The organism is Ehrlichia ruminantium str. Welgevonden, from assembly GCF_000026005.1.
GTDB lineage: Bacteria > Pseudomonadota > Alphaproteobacteria > Rickettsiales > Anaplasmataceae > Ehrlichia > Ehrlichia ruminantium.
In genome coordinates, this window is sequence record NC_005295.2 from 470,931 (window position 1) to 494,998 (window position 24,068).

Sequence of the window (24,068 nt, forward strand, 5' to 3'; positions counted from 1 at the left end):
TGGTTGTTTGTAAAACTAATGCAAGGTCTATATATAAAGTCATACGGCTGTCAGATGAACGTTTACGACTCTCTGATTATAGAAAATATTCCTTTATTATTTCCATCAAAAAAAGATTTATAACTTTGGATTTGTAAGTGTGTAATAAATATATTAGGCTAGTATAGAGTTATGTTTCAACATATTAGTAATGCAATTTAATAGTGAAAAAATCGAATAAGATTTGTAGTTAAAAAAATTAAGTATTATTTGTATTACATAGTGCTATGATATGTTTTTGTTAAAATCTACTGTTACGTGTTATTTTAAACTATTATTTTACTTGAGAAGTCATTTATTATGTGGATGAGTTATTATTAATCCTGTAGGGGCTTGTTTCCTTTTGAATTCAGATTTTTTGATTAAATGTGCTACATAATTTACATTTTTACTACTATGACCTTTATTAATAACTTCTTCTATAGAAAGACGTTGATCAACTAATAATGTGAGAATTGAGTCTAATATAGCATAAGCAGGTAATGTATCTTGATCTATTTGATTGTAACGTAGTTCAGCAGATGGATGTTTTGTTATTATACGGTATGGAATAATATCTGTATTCTTACATAAACTATTTATAGGTATGTTTTTGTTTCTCCATTGACTTAATTCATATACCCTAGTTTTGTATATATCTTTTATTGGAGCAAATCCTCCACACATATCTCCATATAGTGTTGCATATCCGACTAATGATTCTGATTTATTACCTGTTGATAATAACATCAGTTTAAATTTATTACTTAATGCCATCAAGATTAATCCCCGAATTCTGGATTGTAAGTTTTCTTCGGTTATATCTTCTTGTGTGCCAGCAAAAATGTTGTTAAGAATTGTAAGTGAAGTTTGAAATATTGTTTCTATCGATAATGTATTATAGGAAATTCCTAATCTTGTAGCACACTCTTGAGCGTCAATCATGCTAGTTTCTGATGTATATTTTGTTGGTAACATAAATGAAAGAACATTGGCTGGTCCTAATCCATCTGCAGCAATTGTTGCTACAAGTGCAGAATCTATTCCTCCTGATAACCCTAGTATCACTTTGGTCATAGAATTTTTTTGTACATAATCTTTTAATGCAAGCATAAGTGCTTGATAATCTGATCTAATATTATTATCGCTATATACAACAGCATTGTTATAGTTACTTTTTCTTGAATCTGCTTTGAAAATTTTACTATCTTCTTCCCATGTATTTAAAAAGTTATATTGATTATTAAAAGTAAAAAAGGATTTTCCATGAAAAACTACACTATTATATCCACCTATTTGGTTTATATATACTACATGTTTGTTGTGTGTTAGTTTTACAATTGCCTCATGTCGTATATTGGTATTTTGAGTATATGGAGTATTATCCATGATTAATAATATAGTATTTTCTGAATGTATGGGTAATTCTAATTCTTCTGATATAGGATATAGTGTAAATATTGTTTTATTGATTGAAAAAGTAGTAGGAATAATTGCATGTAAAGTATTTGTTATGAATGTTACAAGTTCTGTAATTATACCATTTTTTATTAAGTAGATAGTTTCGTGTATTATATTGTTAAATTCTTTTATACTACCAATAAGTATTGCTGTATTATGTTTTTTGGTATGTATTGCTAATTTTTCAATAATATTTGAGCATTGATTAAAAAAGTCTTTGGATAAAGTTGGAATGTTTTGTATATATCCTGAAATTGCATATCGTGAAAATATTGCTATATCAGCTGATAAACTTGTTGACTTGTTATATGATTTTAAGATTTTATTATAATTATAATTAGGATCTTCTGGTATATAATTGAGTTGAGAAATAAAAATTGATAACTTATTCATAAATTATGGTTTAGTTTAGTGTTAATATTTAGTATGTATTTATTACAGTAGTTTATTATAGTTTCTATACTATAGAAAAATATATCTATGATAATATTATCAGTAATAATTTTATTTTAAATAAAATTACATCAATAATAACTAAAGTAGCTGTTTTTTTGAATTATATTGATATTATGCCCATGGTAATAAGATATGTAAATTACTATGTTATTTATTAAGATATGTTTATGCTTGTTTTTTATATTACAAATGATTTTATAGTATGTAATGTATTTTCTATATTCTGAAGATATATGTTGATATTTAAGATATCTTATGTAAGTAGATATATGAAAGAGTTGATAGCAAGCTAATTTATTTTTTTTATTGATATTAGCTATAGTAAATATTTTAAAATATTTTTTTGTTGCTATGTATTTAGCACTTAATTGGGATTTTTACATAACTTAGTTATCATGTATGATGATGCTGTGATGCGTTTTTAATTTTTATATGCATATTTAGGTATTTATCTAATCTATATAAGAATATGATAAGGTAAGATATTGCTATAGTAGTAAAATGTACTTTTACATTATCAATCTTGCTTGGTATGTATATGTTTTTTATTACATTATGTAAAAGCTAAATATATATAGGATTAATAAAGCTATAGATTATTTAAAGTGGTAATGTGTTGTACTTAAATACTTAACGTGAATCTATGCATAACTAAATTATAATTTAAACAGATTGCTTGGTATGTATATGTTTTTTATTACATTATGTAAAAGCTAAATATATATAGGATTAATAAAGCTATAGATTATTTAAAGTAGTAGCGTGTTGTGCTTAAATACTTAACGTAAATCTGTGCATAACTAAGTTGTAATTTAAACAGATTGCTTGGTATGTATATGTTTTTTATTACATTATGTAAAAGCTAAGTATATACAGGATTAACAAAGCTATGGATTATTTAAAGTGGTAGAGTGTTGTGCTTAAATACTTAACAGAAATCTGTGCATAACTAAGTTGTAATTTAAACAGATTGCTTGGTATGTATATGTTTTTTATTACATTATGTAAAAGCTAAATATATATAGGATTAACAAAGCTATGGATTATTTAAAGTGGTAGAGTGTTGTACTTAAATACTTAACATAAATCTATGCATAACTAAGTTGTAATTTAAACAGATAGTTTTGTAGTGCAATTATAATGAATTGTACTCTAAATATCCTTATAGTATTACTAGATAATACATGTGGTATATCTGAGAATTAATTATTTAAAATCATAAGAGCTACATCCATAGCTGCATATGTAAGTATACTTTTTGCTCCTGCACGTTTAAAGCTTAATAAAGATTCATATATAGCTTGATCGTAATCTAATAAATGGTTTTGTGAAGCAACTTTAATCATTGCGTATTCACCACTTACTTGGTATGCAAATATGGGGATTTCATATTTTTGACTAACAGATTTGATCACATCAAGATATGGCATCCCTGGTTTTATCATAACAATATCTGCTCCTTCATTAATGTCCATTTGTACTTCAATAAGTGCTTCGTTGATATTTCCAGCATCTACTTGATAAGTACTTTTGTCTATAGTTTTAGATGTTTTGCATGATCCAACAGCTTCACGAAATGGTTTGTAAAAACTTGAGCAATATTTTACTGCGTAAGATAAGATGCAGATGTCTTGAAAATTACAGTTATCTAGTGAGTTTCTAATTTCTTTAATTCTACCATCCATCATGTCTGAAGGTGCTATAATATCACATCCTGCTGCTGCTAATACTAAAGCTTGCTTACATAAAGTTGCTACAGTTGCATCATTATCAATTTTTTGATCTATGATAATTCCATCATGACCTGAAATTGTGTAAGGATCTAGTGCTACATCGGCAATTATGCCTATTTTTGGAATGTTGTCTTTCAATGTTTTTATTGCTCTACATATGAGGTTGTTAGGGTTGAATGCTTCCTCTGCCTTTTCAGATTTTAAATTGTTTTTTACTACTGGAAATAGTGCTATTGCATTTATTCCTAAATCTGCAGCTTGTGCTACTACATTTAACAATTCAGGGATAGAATATCTTTTAATATCTGGTAATTGTTTTATGGGTTCTGATACTCCTTCATCATCATGAACGAATAAGGGAAGAATTAGATCATTTACAGATAGATTATTTTCTCTTACTAGATTGCGTAACCATTGATGTGAGCGTTTACGTCTTAGTCTTGTGGTAGGAAATTGCATATTGTTCTATTTTTTGTTATACAGGTATGTTATTTTTTTTGATACTGAATATCAATATTATTCTTTCAAAATGACAATGAGTCTGGAATATACTTAACTGAGGTATATGTATTATTGCTAATATTATTAAATAAATAGTGATTTTGTCAGTATCACCTATTTAATTTTATATTGATCAATTTAAAAGTAAGCATTGAATTTACAAATAAGCAATGTTCCAATAGTAAGTAGTATCTATATAATGTAATCTCATTTTTAAAAAGTGAGAAGTGGGTAATAGAATAAGTTAACTTTGTTAGAATGTAATATAATAATCTTGACTTTTGTAAAGTAGGAGGTAGTCAAGCTACAAATTTCAACAGTTTATATATAGGCTTTTTTTAGAGTAAAGTGGATTATTGGAGTAGTTAGTTTTGTTAAGGTAGTAGTGTATTTATAATTGATGAAAAAAGCATTGGTATTTTTTTTATTATATTGTCTTTCTTATCAAGAAAATCTATTTAGAAAATACTACAATTATATTTTGTGAATTTGCTGTTCTTTATATAAAGAGAAATTAAGTGTATGTTCTTATTTTTTAGATCAAATCTCTTTCATATTTTATAAAGATTGTAAAACTCTTCTATGGTTTGTGAGAAGATGATTATTAACTGTAAATTAAATATCTTAATATTTTTAGTAGTTAGTATTGTTTATATATTTTTTATAAAAAGTCTGTTTATAAAACACTAATATTAACTAATTAGTAGTTTGTTGCTTTTTTGCTTGGAAAAAAATCTATTACATAAGCTTCTTATGAGTGTTGTTGTAGTGCAGAGATAGTACTTGATATATTTTATCACTATGTTTTTTATAATTATATATTAAGTAATATAACATTAGTTATATTAAAATAGATTTTATGTATTATTCTGTAACAGAGTTTCTCTGTTATATAAGGAATTTATTTGTATAATTCAGTTTGGTGTTACTGTAGTGCAGGTGTATTCCTTGGCATATCTTTGATAATTTTATATTAAGTTTGTAACATTAGTTATATATAAAATAGATTTTATGTATTATTCTGTAACAGAGTTTCTCTGTTATATAAGGAATTTATTTGTATAATTCAGTTTGGTGTTACTGTAGTGCAGGTGTATTCGTTGATATATCTTTGATAATTTTATATTAAGTTTGTAACATTAGTTATATTAAAATAGATTTTATGTATTATTCTGTAACAGAGTTTCTCTGTTATATAAGGAATTTATTTGTATAATTCAGTTTGGTGTTACTGTAGTGCAGGTGTATTCCTTGGCATATCTTTGATAATTTTATATTAAGTTTGTAACATTAGTTATATTAAAATAGATTTTATGTATTATTCTGTAACAAAATTTCTCTATTATACGGGAAATGTTATTTGTATAATTCAGTAGCATTTAATATTTTTGTGGCATATTTAATTTTTTTTAATTCAGTAAAGTATCGATAGTAAGAAATGTTATATTATCAGTATTGTTAGGGGATTATTATTACATTATAAATTATCTTCAGCTGACTGTTTAGGTATTATTGGTATATTTTTTATTTAAATACTGTGTACTTTTTTATTGACCAAGTGGTATTGTTTTATATGTGTAGTATTCTACATGTAAGTCTTAAGATTAATTTGTGAACTACTTTGATAGCTGATTCCTATTACATTAGGAAGATATCTAAATTATGTGTTTTTTATTGATAAAGTTACTATTGAAATCTTGTTGGTAGTTAGTAAAAAATATAAGCAGCTACTCTTGTTATATTTTTCTGATAATTTATCAGAATAACGTGATATAAGAAGTTATCTTATGTATATTTTATATATTAATGGGAAAAGTTTTTTCAGTTCATTGTTCAGAATCTTTTTTAAATGTAGTAGCAGAATTTACGCTAGATGTATTCTATAGTAGTACAAATTCTGTTTCTAATATTATAGTTATAGTTTCTAGTAATGAAGAGATGACATTATTAGATAAGTTATTAGCTAAATCCTCTTATGGTAACTATTCTAGTCTCAAAATCAAAGTTATATCATTGTCTGATATAGATCATGATGTATTAGTAAATAATAGTGATTTTGTCAAAATTATTAGTCCACTTAGAAAGCTAATGCTATTGATGGAATTCATAAAATTATGGAATTCTGAACATTGTGATAACTATCCTTTGTCTTTAAGCTATGAATTATCTGCTTTGTTAAATGAAATGTATACGCATTGTATACCATTATCTAGTTTTGAAAATTTATTTGAATATGATTTACCTGAACATTCTCAAAAAGCTGTAAAATTTCTATCGTGTTTTTCAAAGAAATGGACAGAAATACTACAACAAGAGAATGTACTTGATATATTAGAGCATAGAAGCTTGTATATTAATACCTTAATTAGGTATTTAGAAGAAGGTTCTAGCAATAGTACTATTATATTTGCTGGAATGGCATTTAATACTCTGATTATAGATTTTGTTAGAACTTTATATAAATTACCTAATACTCAAATAATACTTCCATATGTAGATGTGAGTATTGATGAAAAAAATTGGAAATTGTTAGAAGAGTCACATTATCAATATTGTGTGAAAAATTTGTTAGATGTTTTAAAAATTGGTAGAAATGATGTTGTTTTTTTGGGAAAACAAAATAATCGTGTATTTATAGATAGTATATTTAATTTCGATCTATTTTTAGAAGAGTATCATAAAGGTAGGATTCAGATATGTGATAGTTGTGATTATGTTCAAGTAATTACTTGTATGTCAGATGAAGAAGAATCTCACGTTATATCTGCACTTATGAAAAAATATAAGTCTAAAGATGTTGCTGTATTTACAAATAATGTTTTGTTAAGTAAGCGAGTAGATTCAATAGTAAATTTAGAGAATATACCTCATGAATTAGATGTTAATTATTTGATATTATCTTTTGTATCTAATGTATTAGAAGTTGTTATTAGTTCTTGGAATCCTATATCGTTACTCTCATTACTGAAACATCCTTTTATCAATTTAGGATATAGTGAAGATGAATACAGTACTTTAATATCTAATTTTGAATTGAAAGTTATTAGATTGTATTCTAGTTATGATTTTGTGAGTATAGATGGTAATGTAAGAGAAAAGGTTCCTGACTTAATACATTTTTGGGAAAAGATAACTAGTATTGTACTTCCTTTAGTTGATGTAAAGCATTGTACTATTTCTTCTATAGTAAAGGCTCATATTGTATGTTTACGTGATTTACTAACTGGTAGTACTGTGTTTAGTTATGAAAAAATAGAAGGGTTTTTTGATAATTTTCAAAGTGCATGTGCTAATATCAGAATGAGTGGTATAGATATATATTATGAGATTTTGATATCAGTGTTGCATAATAATCTTTTTGTTGAAAATTATAGATTATCTTCTGTGAATTTATATAAAAGGGAGGTTGTGATTTTTTCAGGATTCAATGAGCTAAATTATGGAACTGGCTTACATAGTACATTATTAAACAACCGAATGCGTAGTAAATTAGGATTACCTTCTATTCAAAGGGAAAAAGGTTATTTTGCCTATATGTTATATAGTTTTTTTTATTCAGATAAGATTTATATTACTCGATCTTTAAAAAGTTTTGGGAAAGTCAATGAAGAATCTATCTGGATAAAAAAAATTAAAATTATGGCAAAAATCTATAACTATAAAAATTTAGAGCGTGAAGATTATTTAAGATCAGAAAAGGGATGTACAAATAGTGTTACTAATTTGTGTTATTTAAGACCTCAACCTAACCCAGAAATTAATCATAGGGTAATGGCATTTAATATCCTTTCAACAACTGCTGTGGAAATTTTAGTAAAAAATCCATATGTATTTTATTTAAACAATATTCTCAATATTTTGCCGTACAAAGATATTAATGAAAAATTTTCTATGAGAGATTTTGGAATTATTGTACATAATGTGTTACATAAGTATTTAGTGACTCCTAAAAATCAGCAGGACTATGAAAGATTAATAAAAATTGCAGAATCAGAATTTCTTAATAAGTATAAAAATTTTCCTCAAGTTGAAACTATTTTATGGCCTAAATTTCAACAAATAGCTGAACAATTTTTTGAAATGAACTTAAATAGAAATAGTAATATCGATAAAATTATCACAGAACATTTTTTTTCTTGGGAAATTAACAACAATGTTAAAATAATATCTAAGTGTGATAGAGTAGAATGTTTAAAAGATAATAGTATTGCAATTATTGATTATAAAACTGGTGTGATTCCGTCTCAGGTAGATATCAGCCGTGGAATAGCATTACAAATGATAATACAAGCATTAACTGTAAAAAAAAGTTTGAAAAAAAATATTTCGGATTTGATGTACTGGAAAATAGGTGCAGAAGATATTAAAGTAGTTTCTATAGATAATTATGAAGAAATTATGGAAAAAACAGAGATTGCTTTAAAGGAACTGATATTAGAATATTTAGTTAATAGAAAACCATTTATTGCATCTCATGATATTGCTGGATTTGGTAGTTATGATCTTTTAATTCGTCTTAAAGAGTGGTGGAATGTAATATATTAAGTTTTAGCATGAAAGTCATAACTCTTTTGATATTGAGTTTGATGATGAGTAAATATGACTAAGTATACTATCTCATTTTGGATTAATTGGTAATTAATATGCTTATCAAGATTAATATCTATGTTATACATAATATACTTGGTGTATTTTATTGGTAATAGTTTATACATGTCACATAACATTAGTATTAAATCTATAATTGCAATTCTTTTAGGTGCTTTCATAGAGTGTTATGATTTTTTACTCTATGGAAATTTTAGTCACATATTTAGTAAAATATTTTTTTCTCATATTAATGAAACTTTATCCTTAATATTATCATTTATTATATTTGCTATAGCTTTTTTTGTTAGACCTTTTGGATCATTGTTATTTGGGTATATTGGAGATAAATATGGGAGAAGAGTTTCTCTTTTTATGTCTGTAAGTTTACTCATGATTTCAATGGGAGGTATTGCATTTTTACCTCTTTTTGATTCTATAGGTATATTATCACCAATTTTGTTAGTTTTATTACGTACTTTGCAAGGATTATCTTTTGGTGGTGAAGCAGGTGCAATTGTATTAATGGCGGAAAGTGTTAAAGAAGATCAGGTTATATTGATATCATTTGCACATTTCGTAATAGCGATACTTGGAGGTGCAGCTGGTTCTTTTATTTTTCAGTTATGTTATAGTTTTATTTCAGAAACTGAATTTTATGTTTGGGGGTGGAGAGTTCCTTTTATTATTGGTTTATTTATGTCTACGTTATTACCTGTTTTGCGTAATTCTATAGAGGAAAGTTATCAATATTTAAGATATAAATCTCACAATAAAAAGATTTCTAAAGTTCCTATTCTAGATATAATATTACATCATAAAAAATTTTGTGTTATCATATTTAGTGTTGTTGGTATCAGTAACATGTTGTTTTACATGTTTTTTGTATTTTTAAATATACAACAGCAAGTAAATATTACAACTTACAGCTTTTTAATATTAGTGATGTTAATTTCTGGGTTCTTATCTCTCTTTATGTATAAGAGATATAGATCTGAAGATGTAATAATAGTATTTCAAGTGTTATTTGTGTTTTGTATATCTTGTGTTGTAAGCTTTTTTGGATGTTATTCATTAGTTACTTATTTTGTGCTTGCTATTGCATTAGGGATATATGCTACACCTGCATTATCAATGGTAATACTTTTATTTCCAGTTAATATTAGACAGACTGGGTTTTCATTATGTTATAGTATCGCAATAGCTGTGTTTGGTGGTACTACTCCTGCAATTTGCTTATGGTTAGTAAAAGTAACAGGAGTGAGTATATCTCCTATATTATATTTCGATGTATGTGCATTATTATCATTATATGGTTTATTTGCTTTAAAAAAATACAATATGGTAGGGAAAGTTTAATATTATATGTATATTTTTTATGATGTGATCTGATAGTATAAACCTTACATTAATTACTTAGACTACTAGTTGTAGTGTTGTTACTTTAATAGTGCAAGAATTTTTTCTACATGAAATTATTATATGAAATATACATGTATAGTATGACTTTTATTGTCTTAATAATTAGTTTTGTTAAATCATGATAAATTGCTTATAGAGAATGAGAAATTGTTAGTTTATTATTAAGGTATACAAGTATATATGAGTGTGAAGATTTTATGGAAGTAATATGCCTCTAAAATAAATAAGTATTAATAAAATTGGTGATAAATACCATTTACATAAGTATGTACTGTATATAGATTAGTACTGTAAGTTTTTGTAGAAGTGTTAGATATTGTTATAGGTTTTAATTCTTATTAGCTAATATTAAAAGTTGTGATAACGTTAAATAAATGTGTTTTTTAATATACACATTGTATGTATCTGTGTTTATGATTTTAATCTGCTTATTGGTTATATTTTTTTAAAGATACATATTGTAAGTACTATAATATTAGTATTCAGACAATTTGTAAGTTATACTGATATGTTAGCTAATATTAATAAACCAAGTAATTTTATGAATAACATGCTTTTATTGATGTTACTAGCACTTAAAAAAGTAAGATATATATTTGATATTTAAGACATTACTGTGTTATTAGTGTTTTTGGAACAATAAGTTAAAAAGTTATAGCTTTTATGACTTTGCGGTTCTTTAATTACGTTATTTGTACTATATGTTATTAAGAGATGAAAATGGAAAATTATTGTATATTTGTTTTTATCTTTAGAAATTGTTAGAATATAATATGAATATATTGAAATGTGTTAATAATATTATCAGTTAGTATTTTTATAAAAATAGTATTTAGATTTAAGTTTATATGCTAGTTGTCGTGTTAGGAAACAAATGAAGTTTTTTAGAATGATACATTTATGAACATTATTTTTAAACATGAGGAATTAAAGCATATTATTAAATAGTTGAAATGAGTATATTACTTATTATCTATACAGTATAGCGTATGTTGTAATTTACAAGCAATTATATAAGGTTGTTACAAGTAATTGGTAACTTTTGTGTATGTTTTTAACTATATTACTAGATCACGTTACTAAAAAATATTATGCAATAATGGGTACGTATTATATTTTTGTAGTTAAAAAAAGCTAATATATTTGTTTAAAATACCTGTTTATATGATTTCTACTGGAAGAAGAATTGTATCACAGACATATTATGTTGTTATTAGGAAAAAGTGTATAGTTTTGAAGTGGCTGTTATCATAGGCAGAGTTCTTTGTTATATATGTTAGGGTTCTGTTATAATATTGATATAGTTATTCATTATTAACTTAGCCATGTTATTGTACTTGTATTGGTACTGCTATTTATTGGAGTTTTGAGAGTACTATTTACTTTTTTCTTTTCAGGAGCAAGTAAGCTTACATTATCTACTTCTACAATTAAGTCTTGTTGTTGTTCAACATAACATAACATATATCTTTTGCAATGGTTTGTAATTTGTTGTCTTGCACGTGTAATTAATTCGGAAATACTACATGCTTCTTGGTTCTCATCTAATAGTATATTTAATAGATTAGAAAGATCCTTATTTTTAAAATTAGTATCACGTTTAATTATATCATTGGTATCAAGAGAAGATATAATCTCAGAAATATCAACTTTATCTTCTTTATCTAAAATCTTACGGATGAACTCATTTGTTTTCACGTTATGATTATTAGTGTCATAGTTTTCACAAACAGCAAGAGTGCAAATATATTTGAGTAGTGCACCACGTCTTATATAAGCATGTATTAAATTATGTATCCATTCATAAGCATGATATACATGACGATTTTTATATAAGCAGGTATAATCATTTGTATCAGCAGATTTGGTAAGGTAGGTAGATTGAATATTCTCGAAAATGTATTGATTAAACTTATCATTGTTTTTGTATGTAGTTGTTGTACAATTATCAATATAGTGTTGAATGGTTTCTATTTTTGTTTTGACTTGCTTTACATCCAATGAAGAAGGAAAGTGCTTGTATTGTAGGGTATGTTGTTTACCAAACATTGTAAAGAAAGAGATAGCGATTTTACCCTCTGGAGTATTAAACCACTGATTTTCATCATTAGGTTCTGTATCAGGACACTTTTGTAAAATATCTAATGCTATGAGATCATATATAGTTAATTCATGATCGTTTTGTAAGTCATGTGTAACTTTGCTTTGTAGTAGTGTGTCTAGTTCTTCAATAGTATAATCTGTTATTTTTTGAGTATTTTTTAAAATTTTTAAATTTGTAAATGAAATTAATAATTTTTTGTTTTTTAAGCTTGCGTAGTTATACAGTTTTTTTGAGTCTTGAATTATTTGTTGTGATATATTAGAGTTGGTTGTTATTAATAATCCAGATGCATTTGGATTGTTTTTAATTTCATTAATTGTGGTTTCATCTATGACTAAGTCTATACGGCTAATAGTTTTTAATGGTTTAGGTTTTGTAGTATTGAACAATCCTTGGTTTTGTGTTATATGAGCGTTCATAGTATTAGACATATCTTCTATGCATGTTATGTCTTCATCTACAGGTTCAGTATGGTATTCTATAATATTACATGCAGGATTTATTTTAGGTAATTCACTTATTGGAATGGGTATAAATATACTACTTTGTTTACTTAAATTAATATCTAGTGCTTGATTTTTAGTATGACTTTTTATTGTTATTCCTTTGATGTGTTTTATGCGATTTATTAAGGTAGTAATAAATAGTGTGCTTATAAATAATGTTATGATAGCGAAACTAATATAAAAATTAATCCCGTTAAGTTGTTGGTTAAGTTGAAAAAAAATTACAGCGGTACTTAGTAACATTATAAATAATATAGTAAGTAATAAGTTCGACTGTGTTTTATTCATAGTAGTTTTTATATAGTAAATTAAATATTTAATATATTACAATAAAAAACAATTAATTATATATAATTAATTGTTATTATTATTAATTAGTTATTAAAAATAAGATATTTAGAGTAAGGTGTTGATATACTAACATTAACAGTTGTTACGGAAGATAATGTCTTAAGTTTGCTAAATATAAGTGGTTAAGCTATTATTCCAAAGGGAATGTAATTAGGCAATACACATATATTATTTGACGTAATATATTTATCAACTAATGTACTGATTAGTGTGTAAGAAGTAATCATTGTAATTTATACTGTATGAAGTTACTGGATAAAGAGTAGCTTTAAACTTATATAGCTTTTATAATATCCATATTACCAAAACAGATTGAATAATATTTGTTATAGGTATATTTATTTAATAGTATGTTACTTAATATTCCTAAAATAAAAAGTATTATAGTTATAATACAAATGTTGTATAGGAATTGTTATGTAATTCTATATAATTTTTAAAATAGCTATGATACTAAAAGAAAAAATTAAATAATATTTGAATGTATTTTCTTGTTTTAAAGATTATGAAAATTGATATACACCATTAAAGGCATATCAATTTTCATAATCTTATAAAAGCCACAATAGTTGATAGAACAGAATAGATGATGTGCTAAATAAAGCTCTAGATTTTGTTTGATTTATAGTAATCTTATAAATTATTTAATGTATTTTAATATAAAAAATTAACGATCTTAAATTTTATTATATAAATGTATTATTATTATTGCTGTATTGCATGTTCTAAAGTGGGATTACTATATTAATTACAAACAATATCTTAAAAGTCTGATAAGTATGGAGTATCATTGTTTGATGAATAACATTGCTACTATAATGTAACTTAAAAGAATTCTCAAATATTATCTAGTATGTACTTGAGGTTGAGTAGTATTGCCTTCCAGTACTGAGCTATTTATAGATGTAGTAGGTGATATTTTTTCTTTTTGTGATTTTGTAGATAATTGTGTTACATTAGCTACTTTTAACTTTATTGTTGTTGTTCTTTCAAGATTAGATGGTATATGTTTTTTTAAAAAGGATGTAACATAATTTCTTGCACGCTTTTTCAGTTCAGGAACAGTACACTTTTTATCTCCATGCGATAACTCTCTTAATAAGCTAGTGATATCACCATGGTCCTGAGTACAATCAATAAATCCATAATTATCTTGAATGTCATTAATTTTTTGTGTTAAGATAGTAAATAAGTCATTCCTGTTTGATAGATGTCTAATAACAAGACGTGTCATTGCATTACTTCTAGTATTAGAATTACTTCTAGTATTATGCTCAAGGTCAAAGGTAGAAAGAACACAAATCTGTTTAAAGACTTCATTTTTTTTAATCTCCTCTTGCAATATTTTTCTAAGGTGATTATTGTCTTGACCTATATCTAATGATAAACATGGGTAAATGTTCATTTCATAAGAATAATTATAGTATGTATGAGCAATTCTGGCACAGATTGCCTTATCATAGTTATTATCTTGTGGTATTATTTTTTTATCTTGTTGGATATAGTTATGAATAAATGTTAATTTATCTTGTAATTCTTTTGGTAAATCAATAGATAGTCTATTGCTATCTAATATATCTTTAATAGGAAACTTTTTGAAAAAACTTATGGCAATTTGACCTTGTCTAGTAGTGTACCAGTGATGTTCAGGTCCTGATTCTTTTATATCTTCTAAAAGACTTAATGCTGTGAGATCGTATATAGTTTCTTGATTCTTAAGTGTGTAATTTCGATGATTACTGGCTTGAGACTTTAAGATGTTATGTAATTCTTGATGGGTGTACTTTTGAAAATCATTCATGATATATGATATTTCAAGTGATAAAGTTCTATCCGATTGTAAATTTAGTGTATAATTAGTTATTGTGTTTTCTTGACTTATTTCCTTTAATAAAGGATTAGAGTTTGTAGTAATTAATAATCCTGAAATATCTTGACGAGATTTAATACTATTAATAATGTTGTTATTAGTAAGTAGTAATATTTCTTTAATGTTGTGTTGTAATTTTGTAGGCTTAAAAAAGAGACCTTGATTATATTTTATGTGAACTATGGGATTCGTTTTTTGATTATTGATAGAAATTTTACTGATATTGTGTGTATAATCCGTATCACATAATTCTTCAGGAGGTATCGATATTAGTATACCGTATTGATTTTCTGTGTTGATATTTAAGGCGTGATCTCTATCTTTATATTTTAGTGACAAGCCATATGTAGTGTAATATATATACTTTGCTATACTGAATAGGAGAAATCCAGCTATTATACTGAAAGTGATACTAAAACTATAGAAGAATGTAGGACCGTAAAATTGTTGTTTTAACTTGGAATAACTGGAAAGAGCTGCTATAAAAGCTATAAGTGATATATAAAATAAAATACTAGATGTTTGTTTTTTCATAATGATCCAAAAGAAATATTAATAATCTATAATTTATATTTAATAATATGTTTTACATTTTAAAGTAAAATTTCTATTTTAGAAATATATTAATAAATATAAGTTACATTATTTAATACTATTTATTAAATAATGTAACTTTTTAGTACTAGTTACGAGGTTGTAAATGTTGCTGAACACCTGCTTGTTCTGTTGTTTCGGGATTAACTGTATTAGCAGGTGGTGCAATAAGTTCTTCTTTGTGATTTAACAATGTAATATTATTTACTTTTACTGGCTCTAATTCTGCATGGCGTTCTACATAACCGTGCATATATTCTTTAAATTCTTCTACTATTGCAGATCTTGCACGTCTTATTAATTCACCAATACTGCATTCTTTATCATTATGAGATAATTTTTTTAGTAATGCAGTCATATTTGGATTATTAGCATAATTCTGAGTGAGATCAATTAATCCAGTATTAGGGTCTACACTATTTATAATTTGTTCTACACTAAATTTTTGTTTAGTATTTAACAACATTGTCTTAATAATTGTATTTGTTTTTTTATCTTCTGTGCTAATATCATACTGATCAATAACTGCAAGAGTACACATAAGTTGGAGCATGACATTATCCTGTATCTTTTTATTTACTAATTTTAGGATATAATTAGAGTTGCGACACAAATGATTTTTCCATAGATGAGAATAGTGGTTTATATCATAAGAGTACGTATAGTATGCATCTTTAATAATAGCTGCAATATCCTGATCATGTTCAGATGTAATTATTAGTTTACCATTGGCTTTAGCAAATTTAATATAATCTTGGATATGTTGGAATTTATTTATTAAGTCTATAGGTAAGTTAAGAGGTAATTTGTTCTTCTTGAGGAAATCTTCAAAATATGTAAAAAATCTGAGAGCGATTTTACCTGCGTTAGTACGAAACCAAGGATCTTGGTCAGTTTCGTTTTCATTTTTTATCTCTGGGCATTCTTGTAAAATTTTTAATAATACATAATCATATACACTGAATATAGAATTAGAAGTATCCTTACTTATTGCTCGGTTAGTTAGCAAATAATGTAATTCTTCATTATTGTAGGTGCGGAGAGTATCGTTCGGATGGAAAGTTTTGATATAGGAAATTAACAATGATACTTTTCCATTTTTTACAGTTGTAGCACACTGAGTTATTTCTTCCAATTTAACTCCTTCTGGTAGTTTAACCTTAGATTTTGTAGTAATTAATAGTCCAGAAAGTTCTGTAAGTCTCTTAAGTTTATTATGAGTTCTTTCATTGGTAACTAACAATATTCCTTTTTGGCTATTATATTTATCAGTTGTATCAGTTATTAACCCTCTGTTATGTCTTATACTAACTGTATTACTAAGTTTGGTTTCTGTAGTTTTAGTAGTAATCTCAGTAATGTTGTATTTATTGCCTATTTTAGGTAAGTCTGTTTCAGGTATAGGTATATATATACCTGATTCTGTATTTATATCAATATTTACAACATCTTCTTTAATTTTATGTTTTATTGTAAAACCTAAAGTCTGCCATATACGGTGTACAATGCTAACAAGAAGGAACATGGCTAGTTCTGCTAGAATAGTTAAGACACCAATGTGAGCTGCATCATTAGTAAGTTTTTGTCTAAATTCTAAGTATGAATAAATAGCAACAGCAAGAGCAGTGATGAGTATAAAAATTAATGCAGTGGATATTTTCTTGTTCATGATAATCCTCTATATAGTCTATTAATTATTTAATATATTATAGTATAAAAAGTTAATAGTATATAATAAAAATTAATAACCATTAAAAATTTATTAGTAGCTAATATCAAAATATTTAAAATACCTTAAATAAGCTTTTTTATTGATGAATTTAAGAATTGAATATGAAAAGCCACATCTAATTTGTAATGTTATTACAAATATGTAATGTGACTTTTTAATAATTCTGTGTTTCTCTTATCTAACTAAAAACAGCAGGTGCATCTTGTGTTAGTGGATTAAGAAGACTAGCATCAGCTGTTATTAGTCTTTTTGAAGGATTTACTCTTGGTTGTTCGGATACCAATGTTACAGAATTTACCTTTGCTTGAGTAATATTGATCTTTCTTTCAATATAAGGCATCATATGGGGTTCACAAAAATTTGTCACATAGGTTCTTGCATTTTCTATTAATTCACGTAGAGTACAACTTTTCTTTTTATTAGATAATATTTGTAATATTTCTTTAATATTATCATCATAATTATCAATGTGAATTATTTTACTAATATTATTAACTGTAGTAATATGTGTAATATCAGGTAATGGTTTTATAGTAGCACTACGCGACAATAATTCAGTAATAGCTGTATTTGTTTTGTCATTATCTGAATTGGTATCATAAGCACTATGAGTAGCAAGGAGACAGATAAATTGAAATTCTGTATCAATATTAATTCTATTTTGTAGTATTTCTAAAATATGACTTGAATCTTTAGTAAGACGGTTTTTCCATAAGTGGGAATAATGATGTGTATCATAAGAGTGTTTAAAATATGCGTCTTTTATGTAATCAAGAATTATTTTATCGTGCTCATCATGCTCAACAAGTGTTTTTCCTTGATGTTCAATATACTCAAAAATTTTCTGCAATTTATGCTGTGACTGATTTGTTAATATTTTGATATTAATAGTATTGAATTTACCAAATCTTGTAAAAAATCTTATAGCAATTTTGGATTCTTTAGTGTTGTACCAAGTATCTTCAGGTGCTAATTCATCTATCTGTTCTAAAATATGTGATGCTACAAAATCATATACAGTGCTTTTACCAATAGAATCTTTAGAAACAGCAGGGGTCGTTAATAAGTTAAGTAGCTCTTGTGATCTATAATCCTTTGGATTGTGTATTTCATCATAAGGTCTAGCATAATATATTTCAAGTGATAGTTTGCTATCTGTCCAGATGATAGGAATACACCTAGTTATTAGATTTTCCTTAACTTGTTTTTCTGTAAGAGCTTGTTTTATGGTATCATGTTGTGCTGTAATCAATAATGCTGGAGAATCTATTTTATCTTTAATTTCATTAGGATTACTACTAGTAATTAGTGATATTTTTTGAGTTTTAATATTTTGTGGTGTGTCAAATAATCCTTCGCTATATGTTAATTGTATCTTAGGACTAGTATTATCTTTTGTATCATGAGTAACATGAAGTGTATGAATATTATACTTACGTATACTCGATACTTTATCAGTAGGTATGTCTATTGCTACTGTAAATTGTTTATCATTTCCGTTTAAAGATTCACTTCTTCCATTTAAAGATTCACTTATCGTAGATTTACGATTGATTTTTAAACCTAAAAAATGTATTATAAAGTCTACAAAAAGCACACTAGTAATGAAAAATAAAGCAACTAAAGCTATAACAAAGCCTAAGTTAAATCCTATTGTATTGAATTGTGGTCTTAATGTTATATATACTGCAACAGTGCCAAATAGTGCGACAAGTGATGTACCAAAGAAGATACCAGATACTGTCTTACTCATAATAACCCTCAATAAAAATATATTAATTAATTTGTATTTTTAGTATATATCATAAAAGAGAGATTTAATATATAAAAAATTAGTAAATTTTTAATATATCCTATAAGTAACACTTTTTTTATTTAAAATATATTAATATTATAAGAATTTAACTTTAAATAGTTCAAAATACTAAAATTATGATTGTTTATATTGTATAGTTGAACTTAGATCTGTGACCTGTTCTGGTGACGTTATAATAGAATGCTGATTACTTATTGTTGTTTTTTCAGGTAACCATGCGATATTATTTACTTGTACATTATTTATTTGTATTTCTCTTTCAATGTAAGATACCATATATTCCTTACATAAGGTTGTTATGTAATGTCTTGCGTGTTCTATTAATTCATGAAAAGAGCAAGGTTGATTGTCAGGGAATAGTGTAGGTAATATGCCATTTTTACTAATAAGGTCATTATCAGGACTAATTAGCCCACTATTAGCATCTATCATAGATGTCATTTTATCTGTTATACTTATCAATGGTTCAGATTCTGGTTGTGGTAATATATGTTTGATAGCTTCGTTAGTTCTTTGATTATTTGTGTTGGTGTCAAAAGTATCAATTACGGCAAGATTGCAGATATCTTGAAGTTCTGTATTTTGATCAATTTTTTCTTTTAATATATCTAGAATACGAAGTGAGCCTTCCTTAGAAAGACGATTTTTCCACAAATGTGAATAGTGATTTATATCATAAGATGTATTAAAATATGTATCTCTAATTTCAGAAATAATTGCTTTATTGTATTCAATATCTTGTATTATTTTACTATGGTATTTAATATTGTTAATGTAGTTTTGTGTACTTTTTATTGGATTACGTAATCTTGTAATTAAAGCATCAAATAATGCTAGGGAATCTTGGGTAGCATCGTTTATTGGGTGCTCTAAGGTACTTTCGAGATGATCTCTATAATTCAGTATATCTTCTAGTTGATACTGTAGGTCTTTTATTATTGATTTAATAGATAACTTGTGAATATCTTGAGAATTTTGAGTACACTCAGGTATGCGTTTTAGTGTGTTTTTTAGCTTGTTTATTAGCTTCATAAGTGGTTCATTAATATCTGTTTCAGAATGTTTTATTGATTCTTGTAATATGCTATCTAGTGTTTTTGTTGATTGATAAAATAATTTATAACTATATTGAAGATGTTTAACATAATCTGTAATATGTTTTAACTTGATATTTAGCTCTCTTGTTAAATTCATAGATAATTCATCAATGTCAAAACCATTCTCAGGATTAAACTTTGTGAAAAAAGCTATAGCTAATTTACCTTCTTTAGTATTAATCCAAGGATTATTTATATCTAACTTTGTGACAGGACATTCTTCTAAAATCTTTGACACTATGTGACCATATACACTTTGCTTAACATTAGATGTAGTATCATTACAGATAGCTTGGCTCATTAAAATGTCATGTAACTCTTGTTTAGTATAGTATGTTAAATTATTTATAGAGCTATCAAATATAGCATAGTATAGACTGAGCGAAAGTGTTAAGTTGTTGTGTAGAGTTGGAATACATCTAGTTATTTGTTTTCCTTGGATTTGTTGTTGTAAAGTATTATTTTCTGTATTGATCAATAACCCTGAAACATCTTCACGTTTTTTTATTATGTCAATACTTTCATTAGTGTTTAGTAGTAATGTTTCGTGAATATTAATACCTGGTGATGTAATATTACTAAGTAATCCTGCAGAGTATTCTATATAAATTTGAGTACTAGAGTTACTTTTTGTATCTTTAATAGAAAATTTTGTAATCTTGTATTCATGTTCTATCTTAGATAGTTCATCAGAAGACATACTTATGAAAATACTAGATTGTTTGCTTGTATCAATATTTAAAGCCTGATCTCTACCTATATATTTTATTGAAAAACCAAAGTGATATTCTATAAAATCTAATGCTAAGAAAAAAATAAATGCACCTAAGATGTATAAAGTGCCAATAAGATACTTATCAAAAGAATCCTTGTTCAGTGGTCTTATGAATTGAAAATAAGTTATAAGTATTATGATTACTATAGTAACTAATATACCTAATAAAATAAGAGGTACTTTTGATCTGTTATTAATTATCATAAGAAAAAAATTATTAATAATTAACTACTTAGTATCATAAAAAAAATAATTATGTAAGAAAAATTAAAATTTTTATTTTTTAACATATATCAATATTTTTAAAATTTAATCGAATAATTATATAATGTTACTACAGATATAACTTTAAATAATTTATACTGATTACCATGGTTAATATATAGAAGTTAACATTAATATTTGTACTTTCTTAATATTTATCTATTGGTGTAGCATATTGTAAATTATTTGCTATGAATATTTCATTATTCAGATAACAATGATGTATTATCTGCTTCTAAATATTCTATGTTGTGTTTTTCTTTCAATAATAAGATATATTATAATTTTTACAAAAATTTACTACATAGTTTCTTGCATGTCTTATTAATTTATGTAAATAATATTGTTGATCTTTACAATATTATTTGAGTAGTGTTGCGGTAATGTGATGATTACAAAAATTATTAAAGCATATAATAATATCTGTTTAGATATTGTTATACATATGAATTAAGAAAAAAAAGCCTACTAGTTAACCTAATGTATGAGTAACATTCTTGTACTACTAAAATCCTCAAGAGAGTTAGTATCAAATGATGTATTGTGTATTCTTGTGTATTCAGGAGTAAATACAGTTATATGTTCTGGATTTAAGTTTATAGTGTGCTGTGTTATGCTATAAAATTGCATATGTGGTAAACAGCTATCTATGATGTATTTTCTTGCAAGTTTAATTAATTCATGACAAGATACTTGTTGTTGAGTACCTAGTAATTCATGTATTGTCTTGTGCAAATCCTTATCTTTAATGTACATATTACGTGTAATCAAAATGTTGGGATTTTCAATAAGGGATATAATAGGTTGAATGTTGATTTGAATATTTTCTTCATTAAGTATGTCTTTAATAAACTGATTTGTTTGTTTATCTAGATCATTATCACCGTAATTTTGAACAGCAATACTACAAATGTATTTGTATAATGGTTCATTATTAATATTCCATCGTATAAAATCAGAAATACTATTACCAAAAGTATTTATATAGCGATTATTATGTAAGTGTGAGTACTGAGTTGTATTATAAGATGTTTTATTGTATATTTCTTTAATTAGATTAAATATTCGTTCATCGAATTCATGTGTATATTGTTCTCTTGCTATATTGTGAATATATTCTTGAACACGTCTTACTTTAAATTTTAAATCTCCTGTTATTGCAGACTTGAAGTACATATTGTGATCTAAAATATTCTGGGTACTGAACATTCTAAAAAAGCTTATAGCAATCTTGCCAGCTTCGGTTTCAAACCAAGAATTGTCATAATGATATTCTGTAGTAAATGTATTTAAGATATATGATACTACATGGTCATATACAGTAGTACATTCAGAATTGTTTAAGCCTTCAATAGGTATAGCTTTATCTTGTATTGCAATATAAAAATCTTTTGCAGAATAAAGATGTTGTGTATTCCCTAGTTCTTCTGGATCATTACTATCAATTTTAATATGGGAACAGTGTAATACTAAATTTTTTTTGTGATTATGTGAGTAATATATGAATATGTTATTTAATAATATGTTTTTTAATTCTTGTAATTTAGTGTCGGATTTAGTTACGATACATATCCCTGTGGCATCTTTAATATTGTTAACATCTTCTTGACTAAGTAGTAGCTGGATCTGTGTAGTATTTTTTAATGAGTATGGTCCTATAGAAGGTGATAATCCTCGGGTTTGTGCAATGTGTACTGGATAGTTCATTAATTGATGGTCTGCATGTTGAAAGAGATATGTTATATTATAATTTGGTGCTATTTTGTATAGTTCATTTTCTGGTATATGTATAAATATAGCAGCTTGTTTCTCGAAATCTATGCTTAAATCTTTACTTTCATATTTAATAGGTATTCCTTTTCTGTGCATTATAAAATTTACTATACTAAAAATTAAAAATATACTTGATGTTGCTAAGAAGACGTAAAAACTAATAGATAGTGAATTAAATTTCCGTGTAAAACTAAAATAGCATAAGCAAGTTGTAATTAAAAGTATAGATATTGCAATGGGTAAAAATGTAGATGATATTTTATTCATAAAAAGTCTTAAAAAATTTACTTAATTAGGTTAATTATGTTATATAAAGTTAATTAGTAAAGTAAATTATTAATTTTTTAATAAGATAGTTAATTTTTGTAATCAATATTGTTATAGGATAACTGGCATCTTAGTATTTATAATTGAATATATAGAAATATTACTAATACTTTTTATATATATTTAAATACTAAATAAATTGAAGGATAATAAATCTAAATAATTATATTTAATTATATTTGTGATTATTACTTAAGTAATATGTACTGTGAAAAGTTACTTTGAATATTATAGTTAACAGAAATAAGATTATTGTAGTATTGGTATATAAAATCAATGGTTGGTTGTAGCAATTTTATTCGATATTGTGATAGTTCTTTGATAGATTTATTGTAGTTTTTCTAATAATTCTTTTTATGTGTATTTAAATAATATGTTACTTAAGTGTGTGTATTCTGATGTTAATTAATATAGTGTATAAAGAATTTCTGAGCTTGAAGATATTGTTTACCGATGCATTAGTGAAATGCTATATGTGAATGAAGTATGTGTTTGTTTATATATTATGTAGAACTATTTTTTCTTAATTACTTGATTAATATACATAGATTAAAGAGTAAATGATAATTTTGGATATTACTATCATAATGCTAGCAAAAAAGGTTATTAACTTTATTATTGAGTATTTATAATAGTTAGTAATATTGTGTGTATAAGAATAATTGCTAAAATTTTTTTTAT

Annotated in this window: 10 protein-coding genes; 2 read left to right on the plus strand and 8 right to left on the minus strand. The window is 25.6% G+C overall.

Annotated features, from left to right (window positions below; translation table 11 throughout):
- Nucleotides 1–330: 330 nt before the first annotated feature.
- On the minus strand, nucleotides 331–1,872 hold the full coding sequence (gene nadE / locus ERUM_RS01490) for an NAD(+) synthase (protein WP_011154955.1): 1,542 nt from the start codon (nucleotides 1,870–1,872) through the stop codon (nucleotides 331–333).
- A gap of 1,265 nt (nucleotides 1,873–3,137) precedes the next feature.
- A complete protein-coding gene (gene hemB / locus ERUM_RS01495; protein ID WP_011154956.1) occupies nucleotides 3,138–4,127 on the minus strand; it encodes a porphobilinogen synthase in 990 nt (329 codons plus the stop codon).
- Nucleotides 4,128–5,975: 1,848 nt separating this feature from the next.
- On the opposite strand from hemB, the gene ERUM_RS01500 reads away from it, so the two are divergent.
- Both ERUM_RS01500 and ERUM_RS01505 read left to right on the plus strand, forming a co-directional pair.
- Entirely contained in the window at nucleotides 5,976–8,714 is a 2,739-nt protein-coding gene (locus ERUM_RS01500; protein ID WP_011154957.1) for a PD-(D/E)XK nuclease family protein, read from the plus strand.
- Nucleotides 8,715–8,882: 168 nt separating this feature from the next.
- Nucleotides 8,883–10,115 carry an MFS transporter gene (locus ERUM_RS01505; RefSeq protein ID WP_044148718.1) on the plus strand — a complete coding sequence of 411 codons (1,233 nt, stop codon included), beginning with the start codon at nucleotides 8,883–8,885 and terminating at the stop codon, nucleotides 10,113–10,115.
- Nucleotides 10,116–11,492: 1,377 nt separating this feature from the next.
- Here ERUM_RS01505 and ERUM_RS01515 read toward each other — a convergent pair.
- From ERUM_RS01515 to ERUM_RS01540, 6 genes are all read right to left on the minus strand, one after another.
- Nucleotides 11,493–13,031: a hypothetical protein gene (locus ERUM_RS01515; protein ID WP_231837238.1), complete on the minus strand. Its 1,539-nt coding sequence runs from the start codon at nucleotides 13,029–13,031 to the stop codon at nucleotides 11,493–11,495.
- A gap of 952 nt (nucleotides 13,032–13,983) precedes the next feature.
- Entirely contained in the window at nucleotides 13,984–15,543 is a 1,560-nt protein-coding gene (locus tag ERUM_RS01520; RefSeq protein ID WP_011154960.1) for a hypothetical protein, read from the minus strand.
- 148 nt (nucleotides 15,544–15,691) lie between these two features.
- Nucleotides 15,692–17,272, minus strand: coding sequence for a hypothetical protein (locus ERUM_RS01525; protein ID WP_011154961.1), 1,581 nt, complete (start codon nucleotides 17,270–17,272; stop codon nucleotides 15,692–15,694).
- Nucleotides 17,273–17,513: 241 nt separating this feature from the next.
- A complete protein-coding gene (locus tag ERUM_RS01530) occupies nucleotides 17,514–19,088 on the minus strand; it encodes a hypothetical protein (protein WP_011154962.1) in 1,575 nt (524 codons plus the stop codon).
- Between the two features lie 177 nt (nucleotides 19,089–19,265).
- Nucleotides 19,266–21,227 (minus strand): hypothetical protein, encoded by a 1,962-nt coding sequence (locus ERUM_RS01535; protein WP_011154963.1) that lies wholly within the window; start codon nucleotides 21,225–21,227, stop codon nucleotides 19,266–19,268.
- 537 nt (nucleotides 21,228–21,764) lie between these two features.
- The gene (locus ERUM_RS01540; RefSeq protein ID WP_231837239.1) at nucleotides 21,765–23,156 is read right to left on the minus strand and encodes a hypothetical protein; all 1,392 of its coding nucleotides are present in this window, start codon (nucleotides 23,154–23,156) and stop codon (nucleotides 21,765–21,767) included.
- Nucleotides 23,157–24,068: the final 912 nt, after the last annotated feature.

Bases quoted from the DNA above. Each gene is read 5' to 3' on its own strand.
- ERUM_RS01535 (WP_011154963.1), bottom strand. From the start codon at position 21,227: ATGATAATTAATAACAGATCAAAAGTACCTCTTATTTTATTAGGTATA.
- ERUM_RS01500 (WP_011154957.1), top strand. From the start codon at position 5,976: ATGGGAAAAGTTTTTTCAGTTCATTGTTCAGAATCTTTTTTAAATGTA.
- ERUM_RS01515 (WP_231837238.1), bottom strand. From the start codon at position 13,031: ATGTTACTAAGTACCGCTGTAATTTTTTTTCAACTTAACCAACAACTT.
- ERUM_RS01530 (WP_011154962.1), bottom strand. From the start codon at position 19,088: ATGAGTAAGACAGTATCTGGTATCTTCTTTGGTACATCACTTGTCGCA.
- nadE (WP_011154955.1), bottom strand. From the start codon at position 1,872: ATGAATAAGTTATCAATTTTTATTTCTCAACTCAATTATATACCAGAA.
- ERUM_RS01520 (WP_011154960.1), bottom strand. From the start codon at position 15,543: ATGAAAAAACAAACATCTAGTATTTTATTTTATATATCACTTATAGCT.
- ERUM_RS01525 (WP_011154961.1), bottom strand. From the start codon at position 17,272: ATGAACAAGAAAATATCCACTGCATTAATTTTTATACTCATCACTGCT.
- ERUM_RS01540 (WP_231837239.1), bottom strand. From the start codon at position 23,156: ATGCACAGAAAAGGAATACCTATTAAATATGAAAGTAAAGATTTAAGC.
- ERUM_RS01505 (WP_044148718.1), top strand. From the start codon at position 8,883: ATGTCACATAACATTAGTATTAAATCTATAATTGCAATTCTTTTAGGT.
- hemB (WP_011154956.1), bottom strand. From the start codon at position 4,127: ATGCAATTTCCTACCACAAGACTAAGACGTAAACGCTCACATCAATGG.